At 71.5% G+C, this 16,732-nt stretch carries 12 protein-coding genes and 1 riboswitch; of the genes, 7 read left to right on the top strand and 5 right to left on the bottom strand.

The features are described from left to right. Positions 1-96: 96 nt before the first annotated feature. Positions 97-327, bottom strand: a complete 231-nt coding sequence (locus AC6F7H_RS04570; protein ID WP_109380133.1) for a DUF7455 domain-containing protein — start codon at positions 325-327, stop codon at positions 97-99. 444 nt (positions 328-771) lie between these two features. On the opposite strand from AC6F7H_RS04570, the gene AC6F7H_RS04565 reads away from it, so the two are divergent. The 3 genes from AC6F7H_RS04565 (at position 772) to AC6F7H_RS04555 (ending at position 5,091) form a co-directional block, all read left to right on the top strand. Next, positions 772-2,895, top strand: coding sequence for a DNA gyrase/topoisomerase IV subunit B (locus AC6F7H_RS04565; RefSeq protein WP_500755365.1), 2,124 nt, complete (start codon positions 772-774; stop codon positions 2,893-2,895). Positions 2,896-2,974: 79 nt separating this feature from the next. Next, positions 2,975-3,505 carry a DUF485 domain-containing protein gene (locus AC6F7H_RS04560; RefSeq protein ID WP_500755364.1) on the top strand — a complete coding sequence of 177 codons (531 nt, stop codon included), beginning with the start codon at positions 2,975-2,977 and terminating at the stop codon, positions 3,503-3,505. Then, a complete protein-coding gene (locus tag AC6F7H_RS04555) occupies positions 3,502-5,091 on the top strand; it encodes a monocarboxylic acid transporter (RefSeq protein ID WP_500755363.1) in 1,590 nt (529 codons plus the stop codon). Before AC6F7H_RS04560 ends, AC6F7H_RS04555 begins: the two co-directional genes overlap by 4 nt. 28 nt (positions 5,092-5,119) lie before the next feature. On the opposite strand, the gene AC6F7H_RS04550 is transcribed toward AC6F7H_RS04555, so the two are convergent. From AC6F7H_RS04550 to AC6F7H_RS04540, 3 genes are all read right to left on the bottom strand, one after another. Next, on the bottom strand, positions 5,120-5,806 hold the full coding sequence (locus AC6F7H_RS04550; RefSeq protein ID WP_500761652.1) for a response regulator: 687 nt from the start codon (positions 5,804-5,806) through the stop codon (positions 5,120-5,122). Further along, on the bottom strand, positions 5,806-7,494 hold the full coding sequence (locus tag AC6F7H_RS04545) for an ATP-binding protein (protein WP_500755361.1): 1,689 nt from the start codon (positions 7,492-7,494) through the stop codon (positions 5,806-5,808). Before AC6F7H_RS04545 ends, AC6F7H_RS04550 begins: the two co-directional genes overlap by 1 nt. A 119-nt stretch (positions 7,495-7,613) precedes the next feature. After that, positions 7,614-8,555 carry a ferredoxin family protein gene (locus AC6F7H_RS04540; RefSeq protein ID WP_500755360.1) on the bottom strand — a complete coding sequence of 314 codons (942 nt, stop codon included), beginning with the start codon at positions 8,553-8,555 and terminating at the stop codon, positions 7,614-7,616. 172 nt (positions 8,556-8,727) lie between these two features. Between AC6F7H_RS04540 and AC6F7H_RS04535 the strand changes: the two genes are divergently transcribed. Continuing rightward, the gene (locus AC6F7H_RS04535; protein WP_500755359.1) at positions 8,728-9,780 is read left to right on the top strand and encodes a CobW family GTP-binding protein; all 1,053 of its coding nucleotides are present in this window, start codon (positions 8,728-8,730) and stop codon (positions 9,778-9,780) included. Positions 9,781-9,814: 34 nt separating this feature from the next. Here the strand turns inward: AC6F7H_RS04535 and AC6F7H_RS04530 are convergent, their stop codons facing one another. Then, a complete protein-coding gene (locus tag AC6F7H_RS04530) occupies positions 9,815-12,271 on the bottom strand; it encodes a DNA gyrase/topoisomerase IV subunit A (RefSeq protein WP_500755357.1) in 2,457 nt (818 codons plus the stop codon). A gap of 391 nt (positions 12,272-12,662) precedes the next feature. Between AC6F7H_RS04530 and AC6F7H_RS04525 the strand changes: the two genes are divergently transcribed. The 3 genes from AC6F7H_RS04525 to AC6F7H_RS04515 all read left to right on the top strand — a co-directional run bounded on the left by AC6F7H_RS04525 (position 12,663) and on the right by AC6F7H_RS04515 (position 16,611). Next, a complete protein-coding gene (locus tag AC6F7H_RS04525) occupies positions 12,663-14,051 on the top strand; it encodes a M16 family metallopeptidase (RefSeq protein ID WP_258308503.1) in 1,389 nt (462 codons plus the stop codon). After that, complete coding sequence (locus AC6F7H_RS04520; protein WP_500755354.1) at positions 14,048-15,451, top strand: M16 family metallopeptidase; 1,404 nt, start codon at positions 14,048-14,050, stop codon at positions 15,449-15,451. Before AC6F7H_RS04525 ends, AC6F7H_RS04520 begins: the two co-directional genes overlap by 4 nt. Before the next feature lie 207 nt (positions 15,452-15,658). Further along, positions 15,659-15,825, top strand: a riboswitch (cyclic di-AMP (ydaO/yuaA leader). Positions 15,826-15,837: 12 nt separating this feature from the next. Further along, a complete protein-coding gene (locus AC6F7H_RS04515; RefSeq protein ID WP_500755353.1) occupies positions 15,838-16,611 on the top strand; it encodes a M23 family metallopeptidase in 774 nt (257 codons plus the stop codon). The last annotated feature ends 121 nt before the right edge of the window (positions 16,612-16,732 follow it).

Genomic DNA, 16,732 nt, shown 5'->3' with positions numbered 1-16,732 from the left:
TTCTCGCGTACGGGGAGGGCGGCCGCCTCCGAAGCGGAGGCGGCCGCCCTCCCCGTACGGCCCGTGTCGGGCCGTCCCGTCGTGGTGCGCGAGGTGTCAGCGCTCTTCCTCGGCGGCACTCGCCGAAGGCGAGGTCAGCCGCTCCGTCTCGTCCTGTATCTCGGCGGCGATCTTCTTGAGTTCCGGCTCGAACTTGCGGCCGTGGTGGGCGCAGAAGAGCAGTTCTCCGCCGCTCAGCAGGACGACGCGCAGGTATGCCTGGGCGCCGCAGCGGTCGCAGCGATCGGCGGCCGTCAGCGGGCTCGCGGGGGTCAGAACAGTAGTCACGTCGCCTCTTCTCTAGCTCGACGAGCTGTCGTACCAGGGTCAACATCCAACCAGCCCCAAAACGTTCCCGCTCGTGGCTTCTTCTCGAAAAATTCTTTCCGAGGTGGCTGGGTGCTGCCGGTTGGGGGCGAATGTGCCGTATCGCGTGGCTGTGTCGTCGTACGGATTCGCGTCGGATCAGTGGTGGTCGGCCCTCCCGGCTGGGTTGCCGGTTGTTCTTGAGGACGTGCCCGGAGCCTAAATGGTTCATGCCTGGAAGGGAACGTGATGTGTGCTTCACTCCATTGAGGGATCGAACAGGTATACGACTCTCGACTAGTCTACGTTTCAGACGAGGGTGGCGTTACAACGGCTCTACCAGGCCTCGGTACCCTCTCACCGGTGACAAGTGACGTGCCCTTACCCATGAGGGCCCCATCTGAAATTCAGCGAGGAGCGAACCGCGTGACCGCCGAGACGTCCGTGCCGTCCACAGCGCTGCTGGCAGGAGCAGACCGGGACGGTTCCAACTACACCGCGCGGCACCTGCTCGTCCTCGAGGGGCTCGAGGCCGTGCGGAAACGCCCCGGGATGTACATCGGATCGACCGACAGCCGCGGTCTGATGCACTGCCTGTGGGAGATCATCGACAACTCGGTGGACGAGGCCCTCGGGGGCCACTGCGACCACATCGAGGTGGTCCTCCACGACGACGGCTCGGTGGAGGTCCGGGACAACGGCCGCGGCATCCCGGTCGACGTGGAACCCAAGACCGGCCTCTCCGGTGTCGAGGTCGTCATGACCAAGCTGCACGCCGGCGGCAAGTTCGGCGGCGGCTCGTACGCCGCGTCCGGCGGACTGCACGGCGTCGGCGCGTCCGTCGTCAACGCGCTGTCCGCGCGGCTGGACGTCGAGGTGGACCGCGGCGGGCACACCCACGCGATCAGCTTTCGCCGTGGGGTCCCCGGCGCCTTCGCCGCCGCCGGCCCCGACGCGAAGTTCGAGGCCGGGAGCGGACTGCGCAAGGCCAAGAAGATCCCGAAGACCCGTAGTGGCACCCGTGTGCGCTACTGGGCCGACCGCCAGATCTTCCTCAAGGACGCCAGGCTCACCCTGGAGACCCTGCACCAGCGTGCCCGCCAGACCGCATTCCTGGTGCCGGGGCTGACCATCGTCGTCCGTGACGAGTACGGGCTCGGCGACGGCGACAGCAAAGGTGAGGAGTCCTTCCGCTTCGACGGCGGCATCAGCGAGTTCTGCGAGTTCCTGGCCACCGACAAGGCCATCTGCGACACCCTGCGCTTCACGGGGCAGGGCACCTTCAAGGAGACGGTCCCGGTTCTGGACGAGCACGGCCAGATGACACCCACCGAGATGACCCGTGAACTCGGTGTCGACGTCGCGATGCGCTGGGGGACCGGCTACGACACGACGCTCCGGTCGTTCGTCAACATCATCGCCACCCCCAAGGGGGGCACCCATGTCGCCGGATTCGAGCAGGCCGTCGCCAAGACCGTGAACGAGGTGCTGCGCGCGAAGAAGCTGCTGCGCGTGGCCGAGGACGACATCGTCAAGGACGACGCCCTGGAGGGCCTCACGGCCGTCGTCACCGTCCGCCTGGCCGAGCCGCAGTTCGAGGGCCAGACCAAGGAGGTCCTCGGCACATCGGCGGCCCGCCGCATCGTGAACACGGTGATCTCCCGAGAGCTCAAGGCCTTCCTGACCTCCACCAAGCGCGACGACGCCCAGCAGGCCCGGGTCGTCCTGGAGAAGGCCGTCGCCGCGGCCCGTACCCGTATCGCCGCCCGCCAGCACAAGGACGCCCAGCGCCGCAAGACCGCACTGGAAACCTCCTCCCTGCCCGCCAAGCTGGCCGACTGCCGCAGCGACGACGTCGAGCGCAGTGAGCTGTTCATCGTCGAGGGGGACTCCGCGCTCGGTACGGCCAAGCTCGCCCGGAACTCAGAGTTCCAGGCGCTGCTGCCGATCCGCGGCAAGATCCTCAACGTTCAGAAGTCGTCCGTGACGGACATGCTGAAGAACGCGGAGTGCGGCGCGATCATCCAGGTCATAGGGGCTGGATCGGGGCGGACCTTCGACATCGACACGGCCCGCTACGGCAAGATCATCATGATGACCGACGCCGATGTGGACGGCTCCCACATCCGCACCCTGCTCCTGACGCTGTTCCACCGCTACATGCGGCCCATGGTCGAGTCCGGCCGTGTGTTCGCCGCGGTGCCGCCGCTGCACCGCATCGAACTCGTCCAGCCCAAGAAGGGGCAGGAGAAGTACGTCTACACGTACTCGGACCGTGAGCTGCGCGACAAGCTGTTGGACTTCCAGACCAAGGGCATCCGCTACAAGGACTCGATCCAGCGCTACAAGGGCCTCGGCGAGATGGACGCCGACCAGCTGGCCGAGACCACCATGGACCCGCGTCACCGCACCCTGCGCCGGATCAACCTCACCGATCTGGACTCCGCCGAGCAGGTCTTCGACCTGCTCATGGGCAACGACGTCGCTCCGCGCAAGGAGTTCATCTCCAACTCGGCGGCGACGCTCGACCGGTCGCGCATCGACGCGTAGCGGGCACACCGTCACCTGATGGGGTGAAGTGGAACGGGAAGAAGAGTCGGGGATCTTCCCGTTCTGTCCATCCTTGGGCATGCAGCAAAGCAATGATCGTCCCCACCCGGGTGGAGGCGGTCCCGCAGACGTGGGTTACGACGATCCCTGGTACGACGCCCTCGCCTCGGGCTGGGGTGAGCCGGCCGGCACCGGAGCGCCGACGGCGGTGCACCCGGCGCTTCCGGCGGTGAGGCCGGCGGCGGAACCGGCGGCACGCCGGCCGGAGGGGGTCGCGGACGCGGCCGACGTGTACCTCCAGGTGCAGCGCAGCGTGGCGTTCCAGGAAGTGCGCAGCCGCTACCGGAGGTTCGTGGTCCCGGCGGTCGTCGTCTTCTGCGCCTGGTACGTGGCGTACGTCGTCACCGCCACGGCCGCGCCGGACCTCATGGCCCGACCGGTGGCCGGCGCCGTGAACGTGGGGCTGCTCGCCGGGCTCGGCCAGTTCCTGACCACCTTCCTGCTCACCTGGGCCTACACCCGGCACGCGCGGCTGCGCAGGGACCGGGCCGCGCTGGAACTCCGCTGGGAAACCCAGGAGTTGGCGCGGGAGCAAGGCGGTGCCTCATGACGGGGGATCACCAGACGCTGGCACTGCTGCTGTTCAGCGTGTTCGTCGCGGTCACACTGGGGATCACCACCTGGGTGAGCCGCAGACGACAGGGATCGGCCGAGGAGTTCTACGCCGGTGGCCGGCTCTTCTCGCCGCTGGAGAATGGTTTTGCCATCGCCGGCGACTACATGTCGGCCGCCTCCTTCCTCGGTATCTCCGGGCTGATCGCGCTCTTCGGCTACGACGGGATGCTGTACTCGGTGGGCTTCCTGGTGGCCTGGCTCGTGGTCCTGTTCCTGGTCGCGGAACTGGTGCGCAACTGCGGGCGGTTCACCCTCGCCGACGTGGTGGCGGCGCGGATGCGGGAACGGCCCGTGCGCATCGCCGCGGGAACTTCGTCGGTCACCGTGTCCGTGCTGTATCTGGTGGCGCAGATGGTGGGTGCGGGCAGCCTGGTCGCGCTGCTGCTCGGCGGCCAGAGCGAGGCGGCGCAGGCCTGGACCGTCGTCGGGGTCGGCGCGCTCATGGTGGTCTACGTCTCGATGGGAGGGATGCGGGCCACCACCTGGATCCAGATCGTCAAGGCAGTCCTGCTGCTCGGCGGCACCATCGCGCTGACCGTCCTCGTCCTGCTCCGGTTCCACGGCGACTTCAACCGCCTGCTGCTCACGGCGGCCGAGCGCAGCGGTCACGGGGAGGCGTTCCTGGCCCCCGGGCTCGCCTACGGCGGGGACTGGACCTCCCGGTTCGACTTCGTCAGTCTGGGGCTCGCCCTGGTGCTGGGTACGGCGGGGCTGCCGCACATCCTGTCCCGCTTCTACACCGTTCCGACCGCGCGGGCGGCACGGCGCTCGGTCGTCTGGTCGATCGGGCTCATCGGCGGGTTCTACCTGATGACGATCGTCCTCGGGTTCGGCGCGGCCGCCGTCGTCGGACCGGAGGCCGTGCGCGGGTCCAACGCGGCCGGAAACACGGCGGTTCCCCTGCTGGCGCTCGACCTCGGCGGCGGCGCCGACTCCACCGGTGGAACAGTTCTGTTCGCGATCGTCGCAGCGGTCGCCTTCGCCACGATCCTCGCCGTCGTCGCCGGGATCACGCTCGCCTCCTCGGCGTCCGTCGCCCACGACCTGTACGCGTCCCTGCGCCGCCGCGGAAAGCCGCACAGTGAGGTGACCGTGGCCCGGGTGGCAGCCGTCGGCATCGGCGTGCTCGCGATCGCGCTCGGCCTGCTGGCCCGCGACCTCAACGTCGCCTTCCTCGTCGGGCTGGCCTTCGCCGTGGCCGCCTCCGCCAACCTGCCCGTGCTGCTCTACTCCCTGTTCTGGCGGGGGTTCACCACCAGTGGTGCCGTGTGGGCCGTCTACGGCGGCCTGGTCCCGGCCGTGGTGCTGGTGCTGCTGTCCCCGGTGGTCTCCGGCAGCCCTGACTCCCTGTTCCCGGATGTCGATTTCCAGCTCTTCCCGCTCCAGAATCCCGGCCTGGTCTCCATCCCGCTGGGCTTCCTGGCGGGCTGGCTCGGCACGGTCACCTCGGCCGAGGCCCCCGACGAGGCCAAGCACGCGGAGAGCGAGGTACGGTCGCTGACCGGCGCGGGGGCGGTGTGACGCCCGGGCCCCGGGGTCTCCCGTGTCCTCAGACGCGGCCCGCCCACACGTAAAGGTGTTCCGGGCGGCCCGCGTCGCCGTACTTGAGGGTCATCGTGGCCCGTCCCGTGCGCTCCAGGAGCTTGAGATAGCGCTGCGCGGTCTGGCGGCTCACCCCTGTGCGGTCGGCGAGCTCCTGGGCCGACAGCGGGCCGCCGGCGTTCAGCAGGCTCTGGCGTACCAGTTCCGCGGTGGTGGGGGAGTGCCCCTTGGGCAGACCGGGCTCCGCCGGCGCCGACGCCGACGGGATGCTGAAGATGCGGTCCACTTCGGCCTGTTCCGCCTCGCCACCGCCGTCCAGGGTGCGGCGCAGTTCCGCGTAGGCCTCCAGCTTGGCGCGCAGCCCGGCGAAGGCGAACGGCTTGACCAGGTACTGCAGTGCGCCCTGCCGCATCGCCGCCTGCACGGTGGACACGTCCCGCGCCGCCGTCACCATGATCACATCGGTCTGGTGGCCGCGCCCGCGCATCTCCTGGAGGACCTCGAGGCCCGTCCGGTCGGGCAGACAGTGGTCCAGGAGCACCAGATCCAGCCGGGGGAGCGTCTCCAGCAGTGTGAGCGCCTCGGCCGCGCTGTGCGCCTCACCGGCCGCGTGGAAACCGGGCACCTTCTCGACGTAGGCGGCGTTGACGTGCGCGACCCGGACGTCGTCGTCCACGACCAGGACCTCGATCATCACGGCTCCTCCTTGGTGGTCTGCGGGACGGGCAGGGGGACGAACACGGGGACGGGCGCCCCGGTGAGGGCGGCCGGCGGGCCCGGCTCGGTCAGTGCCTCGGGCAGGACCACGGTGAACTCCGCGCCCCCGCCGTCCGCCTCGTCCACGACCGCGGTGCCGCCCTGGCGTTCGGCGAGCCTGCGGACGAGGGAGAGCCCGATGCCCCGCTCGCGGTGGTCCGGCGGCTTCTTGGTGGACCAGCCCTCAGTGAAGATCAACTCGCGTTGCTCCGCGGGAATTCCAGGTCCGGTGTCGCGCACGCCGAGCACCGCCGTACGTCCCTCGGCGCGCAGTTCGACCTCCACGCGCGCGTGCGGTGCGCCCGCGACGGCGTCGAGCGCGTTGTCCACCAGGTTCCCGACGACGGTGACCAGGCCCCTTGGGTCGATCAGCCGGTCCGGCAGCCGGGTCCGGTCCGAGATCCACAGGGCCACGCCCCGCTCGGCCGCGACCGTCGCCTTGCCCACCAGCAGGGCGGCGAGCAGCGGGTCGCGGATCTTCTCGGTGACCTGCTCCGCCGTCGCCCGGTGGTCGCCGACGACCTCGCCGACGAACTCCGCGGCGTCGTCGTACATCTCGAGTTCGAGCAGCCCGAGCAGGGTGTGCATGCGGTTGGCGTGCTCGTGGTCCTGGGCGCGCAGCGCGTCGATCAGCCCGCGCGTGGAGTCCAGTTCCCGGCCGAGCCGGTCCAGCTCGGTACGGTCGCGGAAGGTGGCCACGGCGCCGCCGTCGCCGGTCGGCATGCGGTTGGCGACCAGGACGCGCTGCCCGCGGACGGTGAGCAGGTCGGTGCCGGTCACCCGGCCGGCCAGCACGTCGGCCGTCCGGCCCGTGCCGAGCGCCTCGTCGGGGGAGCGGCCCACGGCCTCGTCACCGAGGTCCAGCAGGCGCCGGGCCTCGTCGTTGAGGAGGCGGACACGGCCGGTGCGGTCGAGGGCGACGACGCCCTCACGGATGCCGTGCAGCATCGCCTCGCGTTCCGCGAGCAGCGCCGCGATGTCGGAGAAGGCCAGGTCCCTGGTCTGCCGCTGCACCCGCCGGGAGACGAGCCAGGCCGCGAGCGCGCCCACGGCCAGCGCCCCGCCCGCGTACGCGAAGAGCCCCGGGATCGCGTGGATCAGCCGGGCCCGGACACTGTCGTAGGCGATGCCGACCGAGACCGCCCCGATGATCTCGCCGTCGCCGTCGCGCAGCGGGACCTTGCCGCGTGCGGAGCGCCCCAGCGTGCCGTTGTCGATCTCCATGACCTCGCGCCCCGCCAGGGCCTCGCCGGGATCGGTCGAGACCGGATCGCCGATCCTGCGGGGGTCGGTGTGCGACCAGCGCACGCCCCGGCGGTCCAGCACCACCACGTACTCGGCGCCGGTGGCCTTCCGGATCCGTTCCGCCTCCCGCTGCACCGGCCCGTCCGGCGTGGGCGACGTGCTCCGCAGGTCCCGCGCGATCTGTGACTGCTGGGCGGTGGTCTGGGCGATGGCGAGCGCGCGGCGCATCGCCTGGTCGTCCAGCTGGGCACCGAGCGGGGCGAGGAACAGTCCGGTCGCGAGCACCGCGACTCCCGCGGCGATCGCCAGCTGCATCAGCAGGACCTGCGAGAAGACCCGCCGCGGCAGGCGCAGGCGGCGGGTGAGGGGGGTGGTGCGCATGTCCATGACGGTACGTGGGTGGGCGCCGGGGCAGCGCGGATGTGGCGCGGATCGCCCCGCACCTGCGAGGAGGACCCGCGAGGAGGAGCCGTCGTCCGTGAGGAATCGCGCGCGGCCGGTCAGCTCGCGAGTGCCGCCACGGTCACCTCGCGCACCGCCACCACGTCCATCCGCGCGGGTGAGCCCAGCACCGACGCCCCGCAGCTCTCCGCGCGGGGCGGCAGGGACGCGCCCTGCGCCACCTCCACCCGCCACCGACGCCCGTCGACGTGCGCGACGAGCACCTGCCAGCGCGGTGCCGCGCCGTCCGTCCGTACGACGGTCAGTGCCTCGGCGGCGTACTCGCCCACCTCGGTACGCACGGCCAGCTCGGCCGCCTGGCCGGGGCGCTCCCAGGCGGAGCTCCCGCGGCACCCCTTCACGACGATCCGGCCCTCCTGAGCGCCGTGCAGCGCCTCCTTGACGGTATGCGCCCCGGCCCTGCCGTACGCGTAGCCGTGGGGCAGCACGAGCACCGTCGGTGCGAACCGGTGTCCGCCCAGATGGGTGACCTCCCAGACGCCCTGGACCCCGGAGGCGGTGAGTTCGGCCGCCAGGGGCCGTCCGAGGAGCGCGCAGCAGCGATCGCGTTTGCCGTTGGTGCAGACGAGGGCGAGCGGGTCCCCGTCGTGCGGCCGTCCGCCGAGCGCCGCGTCGAAGGTGCCGCTCTGCCCCCTGCCGAGAGCGGCGAAGTCGAGGTCGAGCAGCCGCTCGGGGGCCGTGGTCGCGGCGGCGTGCAGCCACGTGTTTCCCGGAACGGTGTGGGCCGCGTACACCCGGCGGGTGGCGGGCGTCCGGGGGTCCGCGTGTCGTCCCGGGCGCCGGATGAGGGCGATCCGCACTCCGGTGCCCTTCGTGGCGGCCTCCAGGGCGCGGCCCAGAGCGGGGTCGAGGTGGCTCGACGTGAGCGCCTTGGCGCCCCACGGGCCGGGCTGCTCCAGCAGGAGCCAGGTCCTCGCGGTGGCCGCGGTTCCCGCGACGGGCTCGTCGAGCTCGCGGGACAGGGTTGAGCACGTACTCACAGAGGTGAGCCTAACCTGAGTTGTTCCGAGGGGGCTTTCCGGCTCACGGGTACCCCGTTCCGGCGGCGGAGCACGAGCCGGTCGGCCGCGCATATCCTGGCGGGTCAGTCGGTTCGCGGACATACGCCGAGGCGCGAGCCGGTGTACGCGAGGGTGTGAGAGGGGTCGCGGAGTGGAGCGCAGCAGCGGTCGGCAGATTCCGGTCGTCGTCCTGGCCGGGTTTCTCGGATCCGGAAAGACCACCCTGCTCAACCACCTCCTCCACCACAGTGGTGGCAGCCGTATCGGGGCCGTCGTCAACGACTTCGGTGCCATCGAGATCGACGCCATGGCCGTGGCTGGCGCGCTCGGCGACTCGACCCTCTCGCTCGGAAACGGGTGTCTGTGCTGCGCCGTCGACGGCAGCGAGCTGGACGTCTATCTCGAGCGGCTGGCACGGCCGTCCGCCGGGATCGACGTCATCGTCATCGAGGCCAGCGGTCTCGCCGAGCCGCAGGAACTCGTACGGATGGTGCTCGCCAGCGAGCACCCCGGCATCGTGTACGGCGGGCTCGTCGAGGTCGTGGACGCCGCCGAGTTCGCGCGGACACGCGCCGGGCACCCCGAGATCGACCGGCATCTCGGCCTGGCCGATCTGGTCGTCGTGAACAAACTCGACCGGGCAAAGGACGCGGAGCGCGTGCTCGACGTCGTGCGGTCGCTCGTCGACCGCGCCGCCGTCGTTCCCGCCACGCACGGCCGTGTCGATCCGGAGTTCCTCTTCGACTGCAGGCCCAGTGAGGAACGCGTCGGGCAGCTCTCCTTCGACGACCTGCCCCGGCACGGCCCCGCCGACGCCGACGAGCACCCCGGGCACCTGCACGCCGCATACGACAGCCTGTCCTTCGCCTCCGCCGCGCCCCTCGACCCCCGGCGACTGATCCGGTTCCTCGACAGCCGGCCGGAAGGGCTCTACCGGATCAAGGGGTACATCGACTTCGGGCCGTACGACACCGGGAACCGGTACGCCGTGCACGCCGTCGGCCGGTTCCTGCGGTTCTACCCGGAAGCCTGGCCGGCCGGCGCGGAGCGGCTGACGCAGCTGGTGCTCATCGGGACCGGCATCGACGCAGCCACGCTCCGCAAGGAGCTGGAGGCCTGCGTCGCCGACGCCCCGCACGCCGACGAGCAGGGCATGTGGGGCGTTCTGCGCTACGTGCGGGAGCCCGACGACCAGCGGGGTTAGGGCGCCCCGCCGGTGCCGGTGCCGGTGGGCGGGGTCAGGACGGTCCCGCCACCGCCGCCGCCGTCTGCGGCAGGGGCACTCCCGAGCCGTCGCGGCGCGGGTCGGGCTGCGGCAGGTCGACCGGAGCGCCGTTCTTCTGTGAGGCGCGGGCCGGAGCGGGACCGGCCCAGGCCAGGGACAGGCAGTCCTCGCCCTTGAGGAACCGCTGGCAGCGCACCCCGCCGGTGGCCCGGCCCTTGCGCGGATACTGGTCGAACGGGGTCTGCTTGGCCGTGGTCTGGACGGAGTCGTCCAGCGTGCCGCGTGAGCCCGCGACCGTGAGCACCACCGCGTCCACCGCCGGATCGACCGCCGTGAAGGCGATGACCTTCGCGCCCTCCGCGAGCTTGATGCCCGCCATACCGCCGGCGGGACGGCCCTGCGGACGGACCTGCGCGGCCTGATAACGCAGCAGGTGCGCGTCGTCGGTGATGAAGACCAGGTCCTCCTCGCCCGTGCGCAGTTCGACGGCGCCGACGATCCGGTCGCCCTCCTTGAGCGCGATGACCTCCAGCTCCTCCTTGTTGGAGGGGTAGTCGGACACCACCCGCTTGACGACGCCCTGCTCTGTACCGAGAGCGAGGCCCGGCGACGACTCGTCGAGCGTCGTCAGACAGACCACCCGCTCACCGTCCTCCAGGGAGACGAACTCCGAAACCGGCGCCCCACCTGAGAGGTTCGGGGTCGGCATCGACTCCGGCAGCTGTGGGAGGTCGATGACGTTCACCCGCAGCAGGCGCCCCGCCGAGGTGACCACCCCCACCTCGCCGCGGGCCGTGGCCGGTACCGCCGAGACGATCAAGTCGTGCTTGACCCGCTTGGCGTGCGCGCCCTTGGGGAACGGCTCCGCGTTCGCCGTACGGGCGAGCAGGCCCGTGGCGGACAGCAGCACCCGGCACGGAGCGTCCTCCACCTGCAGCGGCACGGCGGCGACCGGGGCGGCGGACGCGTCCAGCAGGACCGTACGGCGGTCGTTGCCGAACTTCTTGGCCACCGCGGCCAGTTCGGCCGAGACCAGCTTGCGCAGCTCCGCGTCCGACTCCAGGATGCGGGTCAGCTCCTCGATCTCCTTGTTCAACCGCTCCTGCTCCGCCTCCAGTTCGATGCGGTCGAACTTGGTGAGGCGGCGCAGGGGGGTGTCCAGGATGTACTGCGTCTGGATGTCGCTCAGGGAGAAGCGCTCCATCAGACGCTGCTTCGCCTGCGCGGAGTTCTCGCTGGAGCGGATGAGGCGGATGACCTCGTCGATGTCCACCAGGGCGGTGAGCAGGCCCTCGACCAGGTGCAGACGGTCGCGCCGCTTGCCGCGGCGGAACTCCGAGCGGCGGCGTACGACCTCGAAGCGGTGGTCGAGATAGACCTCGAGCAGTTCCTTGAGGCCCAGGGTGAGCGGCTGGCCGTCCACCAGGGCCACGTTGTTGATGCCGAAGGACTCCTCCATGGGCGTCAGCTTGTACAGCTGCTCCAGGACCGCCTCCGGCACGAAGCCGTTCTTGATCTCGACGACCAGGCGCAGACCGTGCGCGCGGTCGGTGAGGTCCTTGACGTCGGCGATGCCCAGGAGCTTCTTCGAGCCGACCAGGTCCTTGATCTTGGAGATCACCTTCTCCGGGCCGACCGTGAACGGCAGCTCGGTGATGACCAGGCCCTTCCTGCGGGCCGTCACGTCCTCCACAGTGACCGTCGCACGGATCTTGAAGGAGCCGCGGCCCTTCTCGTACGCGTCCCGGATGCCCGGGAGGCCGACGATCCTGCCCCCCGTCGGCAGGTCGGGGCCCGGCACATGGCGCATCAGGGCGTCGAGATCGGCGTTCGGATACCGGATCAGGTGCCGGGCGGCCGCGATCACCTCGCGGAGGTTGTGCGGCGGCATGTTGGTGGCCATGCCGACCGCGATGCCCGACGCCCCGTTCACCAGGAGGTTCGGGAACGCGGCGGGCAGGGTCACCGGCTCCCGCTCCTGGCCGTCGTAGTTGGGCGCGAAGTCGACCGTGTCCTCGTCGATGGACTCGGTCATCAGGCTCGTGGCCTCGGTCATCCGGCTCTCGGTGTACCGCATGGCGGCCGGCGGGTCGTCGTTGCCCAGGGAGCCGAAGTTGCCGTGGCCGTCGACCAGCGGGACCCGCATCGAGAAGGGCTGCGCCATGCGCACCAGGGCGTCGTAGATCGACGCGTCGCCGTGGGGGTGCAGCTTGCCCATGACCTCGCCGACCACGCGCGCGCACTTCACATAGCCGCGGTCGGGGCGCAGGCCCATCTCGTTCATCTGGTAGACGATGCGGCGGTGCACCGGCTTCATGCCGTCGCGCGCGTCCGGCAGGGCGCGGGAGTAGATGACCGAGTACGCGTACTCGAGGAAGGAGCCCTGCATCTCGTCGACGACGTCGATGTCGAGGATCCGCTCCTCGTACGAGTCGTCGGGCGGCGGGGTCTTCGTGCTGCGGCGGGCCATCGCTGCCGGCTCCTTGCTGAAGCGTGGGACGGTATCTGACGCGGACCATTGTGGACCGCCGCACCGACAACCGGGACCAGGACCCCGCCGCGGCCCTCCGTCGGGGGCCGGGGCCGGTGGCGCGAGCAGAGTACGCGCACGTGCCGTCGGCGCCGCGGGCGGGCCGGGGCCTCGGCCGGCGGAGGGGCGCGGCGCCGGGGGAGACCCACACGCCACACGGACCACGTCCGCATCCTCCCGCCCCACCCGGCGCCCGCGGTTCTCGCTCTGGGCGAACCCGGTCCCCGTCCGGGAACTCCACCGGTGCCCCGGACGCTTGCATACAGTGGCAGGACCGGCACAAACGGCGGATGCGACGACCGCCTCCGCGATCGAAGGGACGTACATGCCCATGGGTCACACGGCCACAGCCCAGGCAGGCTCCGGCGGCCTGACAGCGACCGAGCACCGTTTGGCCAACGGCCTGCGCGTGGTGCTCTCCGAGGACCACCTGACCCCCGTCGCGGCGGTGTGCCTCTGGTACGACGTCGGCTCGCGCCACGAAGTCAAGGGACGCACCGGCCTGGCTCACCTTTTCGAGCACCTGATGTTCCAGGGGTCCGGGCAGGTGAAGGGCAACGGTCACTTCGAGCTGGTCCAGGGCGCCGGAGGCTCGCTCAACGGCACCACCAGCTTCGAGCGGACCAACTACTTCGAGACCATGCCGGCCCACCAGTTGGAGCTCGCCCTCTGGCTCGAGGCCGACCGCATGGGCTCCCTGCTGGCCGCCCTGGACGAGGAGTCCATGGAGAACCAGCGGGACGTCGTCAAGAACGAGCGCCGCCAGCGCTACGACAACGTCCCCTACGGCACGGCCTTCGAGAAGCTGACCGCCCTCGCCTTCCCGGACGGCCACCCGTACCACCACACGCCCATCGGCTCGATGGCGGACCTGGACGCGGCCACCCTGGAGGACGCCCGCGCCTTCTTCCGCACGTACTACGCGCCGAACAACGCCGTGCTCTCCGTCGTCGGTGACATCGACCCGGAGCAGACGCTCGCCTGGATCGAGAAGTACTTCGGCTCCATCCCCTCGCACGACGGCAAGCCCGAGCCCCGCGACGGCTCGCTGCCCGAGGTCATCGGCGAGGAGCTGCGTGAGCTCGTCGAGGAGGAGGTCCCCGCGCGTGCGCTGATGGCCGCCTACCGGCTGCCCGAGGACGGCACGCGCGCGAGCGACGCCGCGGACCTGGCGCTCACCGTCCTCGGCGGCGGCGAGTCCTCCCGGCTCTACAACCGGCTGGTGCGCCGGGACCGTACGGCCGTGGCGGCCGGATTCGGCCTGCTCCGGCTGGCCGGGGCGCCCTCCCTGGGCTGGCTGGACGTGAAGGCGTCCGGCGATGTGGAGGTGCCGGTCATCGAGGCGGCGATCGACGAGGAGCTCACCCGGTTCGCCGAGGAGGGCCCCACGGCCGAGGAGATGGAGCGCGCCCAGGCCCAGTTGGAGCGCGAGTGGCTGGACCGGCTCAGCACCGTCGCCGGCCGGGCCGACGAACTGTGCCGGTACGCCGTCCTGTTCGGCGACCCGCAGCTCGCCCTCACCGCCGTCGGGCGCATCCTCGACGTGACCGCCGAGGACGTCCGGGAGGTCGCCGAGGCCCGCCTGCGCCCGGACAACCGCGCGGTGCTCGTCTACGAGCCCGTCGCCCCCGAGGCAGGGGAGTCCGAAGAAGCAGCGGCCTCCGGAACCGAAGAAGCCGCGGCCGCCGGCACCGACGAGAACGAGGAGACGGCGAAGTGACCGAGCTTGCCACGATGGACTTCCACCCCCAGCCGCAGGCGGGCGAGGCCAAGCCCTGGGCCTTCCCGGCCCCCGAGCGCACCACGCTCGGCAACGGTCTGACCGTCCTGCGCTGCCACCGTCCCGGCCAGCAGATCGTCGCGGTCGAGGTGCTGCTCGACGCGCCCCTGGAGGCCGAGCCCGACGGTCTCGACGGGGTCGCCACGATCATGGCGAGGGCGTTCTCCGAGGGCACCGACAAGCACTCCGCCGAGGAGTTCGCGGCCGAACTGGAGCGCTGCGGCGCCACCCTGGACGCCTACGCCGACCACCCCGGCGTGCGCCTGAGCCTCGAGGTGCCGGCCTCCCGGATCGCCAAGGGGCTCGGGCTGCTCGCCGACGCCCTCAGGGCGCCCGCGTTCGCCGACAGCGAGGTCGAACGCCTCGTCCGCAACCGTCTCGACGAGATCCCGCACGAGCTGGCCAACCCCTCCCGTCGTGCCGCCAAGGAACTCTCCAAGGAGCTGTTCCCGGCGACTTCGCGGATGTCCCGCCCGCGGCAGGGCACCGAGGAGACGGTGGCCGGCATCGACTCGTCGGCCGTGCGCGCCTTCCACGAGAAGCACGTCCGTCCCGCGACCGCCACCGCGGTGGTCGTCGGTGACCTCACCGGCATCGACCTGGACGAGCTGCTCGGTGACACCCTCGGCTCCTGGACCGGATCGGCCGCCGAGCCGCGGCCCGTTCCGCCGATCGTCGCCGACGACACCGGCCGGGTCGTGATCGTGGACCGCCCCGGCGCCGTGCAGACGCAGCTGCTGATCGGCCGGGTCGGAGCGGACCGGCACGACCGCGTGTGGCCCGCGCAGGTGCTCGGCACCTACTGCCTCGGCGGCACCCTCACCTCCCGCCTGGACCGCGTCCTGCGCGAGGAGAAGGGCTACACCTACGGCGTACGGTCGTTCGGCCAGGTCCTGAGGTCCGCGCCCCCTTCTTCCTCCGGAGGGGCCACGGGCGCGGCCATGCTCGCCATCAGCGGCTCCGTCGACACCCCGAACACCGGACCCGCGCTCGAGGACCTGTGGACGGTGCTGCGCACGCTCGCCGCGGAGGGCCTCACGGACGCCGAGCGTGACGTCGCCGTGCAGAACCTGGTGGGGGTCGCGCCGCTCAAGTACGAGACCGCCTCGGCCGTCGCCGGCACCCTGGCCGACCAGGTGGAGCAGCACCTGGCCGACGACTACCAGGCCGAGCTGTACCGCCGACTCGCCACCACCGGCACCGTGGAGGCCACCGCGGCCGTGGTGAACGCCTTCCCGGTGGACCGCCTCGTGACCGTGCTGGTCGGCGACGCGGCGCAGATCAAGGCGCCCGTCGAGGCGCTCGGCATCGGCGAGGTCACGGTCGTGCCCGCCGAGTAGCCGGCGCGCGCAAGCGGAGCGCACGCGCGTGCGGGCCCTGGTGGCACGAAAGTCACCAGGGCCCGCCTATGCCCGAATTGGGGTGGAGAGGTCCTGTCTGCCCTGTGGGATGCGCTACAGAAGGCGGGATCCGTTTGGGGATGGGAAGACGCCCCGCTTAGCGTCATCCGGGCTGTTCGTCGGGCAGTGCGCCGCACCCGCGGCACCGGACAGCCATCGCCGAGTCCCCGCACGGCGCGAGCCAGGGGAGCCGGGGACCCAGCCGTGCAGTCCCTGGGGTGAATCGGACGCCCGCGCCTGTCGCGAGGGGCCCGTAGGAGACCTTCCTGCTCCGAACCCTTCAGCTAACCCGGTAGGCGAGAGGGAAGGAAAGGACCACCCACTGCATGGCGTTCACACGCGCCACCGGGAAGCACCGTCGTCCCGGCCGCATGCACCGCGGCACCGCCAGGGCGGCGGGCGTCGCGGCCCTCACCACCACCGGCGTGGTCGGCTCCCTCGCGGCCCCGGCGTCCGCCGCCGGTCCCGCCGCGCAGCAGACCGGCCTGACCCCCGTCATCGCCATGGGCGAGGAAGTCGCCGCCCGGGTCGACGCCCAGGCGGCCGCCCAGCACGAGGCCGCGCGGGAAGCGGCCCGGGCCGCCGCGCGCGAGGCCGCGGAGGAGGCCGCACGGGAGAGGGCGGCAGAGGAGGCCGAGGAGGCCCGCGAAGCCGAGGAGCGTGCCGCGCGGGAGGCCGAGCGCAAGCGCCTCAACACCTTCGTGTCCCCGATCGCGGGTTCCTACGTCTCGACCGGTTACCTGTCCGGCGGCGCCGTCTGGTCTTCAGGCAGCCACACCGGTGTCGACTTCCACGCCGCGAGCGGCACCCCCGTGCTCTCGGTCGGCGCGGGCACCGTCGTGGAGGCCGGCTGGGGCGGCGCCTACGGCAACCAGGTCGTCATCAAGATGCACGACGGCACCTACACCCAGTACGGCCACCTGTTGTCCGTCGCCGTCTCGGCGGGACAGCAGGTCACCCCGGGGCAGCGGATCGGCGTCTCCGGCGCCACCGGCAACGTCACCGGCGCGCATCTGCACTTCGAGGCCCGTACGAGCGCCGAGTACGGCTCCGACATCGACCCGGTCGCCTACCTCCGCGCGCACGGCGTGAACCTCTGACCCGAGGTGCTTCTGACCCGAGGCGCCTCTGGCCCGAGCCGCGAACCCTGACGCCCGGCTCGGCTCCCGAGCCGGGGCTCTCCGCGTGCCGAGCGGCCGGATGTCCACGGCGGCGTCCTTC

Source organism: Streptomyces sp. MMS24-W38, assembly GCF_059889265.1.
Note: the sequence above shows the minus strand (reverse complement) of the source record. Positions and strands in the feature narration are given on the sequence as shown.

Excerpts from the sequence above, each read along its gene's own strand:
- AC6F7H_RS04545 (WP_500755361.1), bottom strand. The coding sequence starts at position 7,494 with ATGCGCACCACCCCCCTCACCCGCCGCCTGCGCCTGCCGCGGCGGGTC.
- AC6F7H_RS04550 (WP_500761652.1), bottom strand. The coding sequence starts at position 5,806 with ATGATCGAGGTCCTGGTCGTGGACGACGACGTCCGGGTCGCGCACGTC.
- AC6F7H_RS04560 (WP_500755364.1), top strand. The coding sequence starts at position 2,975 with ATGCAGCAAAGCAATGATCGTCCCCACCCGGGTGGAGGCGGTCCCGCA.
- AC6F7H_RS04530 (WP_500755357.1), bottom strand. The coding sequence starts at position 12,271 with ATGGCCCGCCGCAGCACGAAGACCCCGCCGCCCGACGACTCGTACGAG.
- AC6F7H_RS04525 (WP_258308503.1), top strand. The coding sequence starts at position 12,663 with ATGGGTCACACGGCCACAGCCCAGGCAGGCTCCGGCGGCCTGACAGCG.
- AC6F7H_RS04515 (WP_500755353.1), top strand. The coding sequence starts at position 15,838 with ATGGCGTTCACACGCGCCACCGGGAAGCACCGTCGTCCCGGCCGCATG.
- AC6F7H_RS04555 (WP_500755363.1), top strand. The coding sequence starts at position 3,502 with ATGACGGGGGATCACCAGACGCTGGCACTGCTGCTGTTCAGCGTGTTC.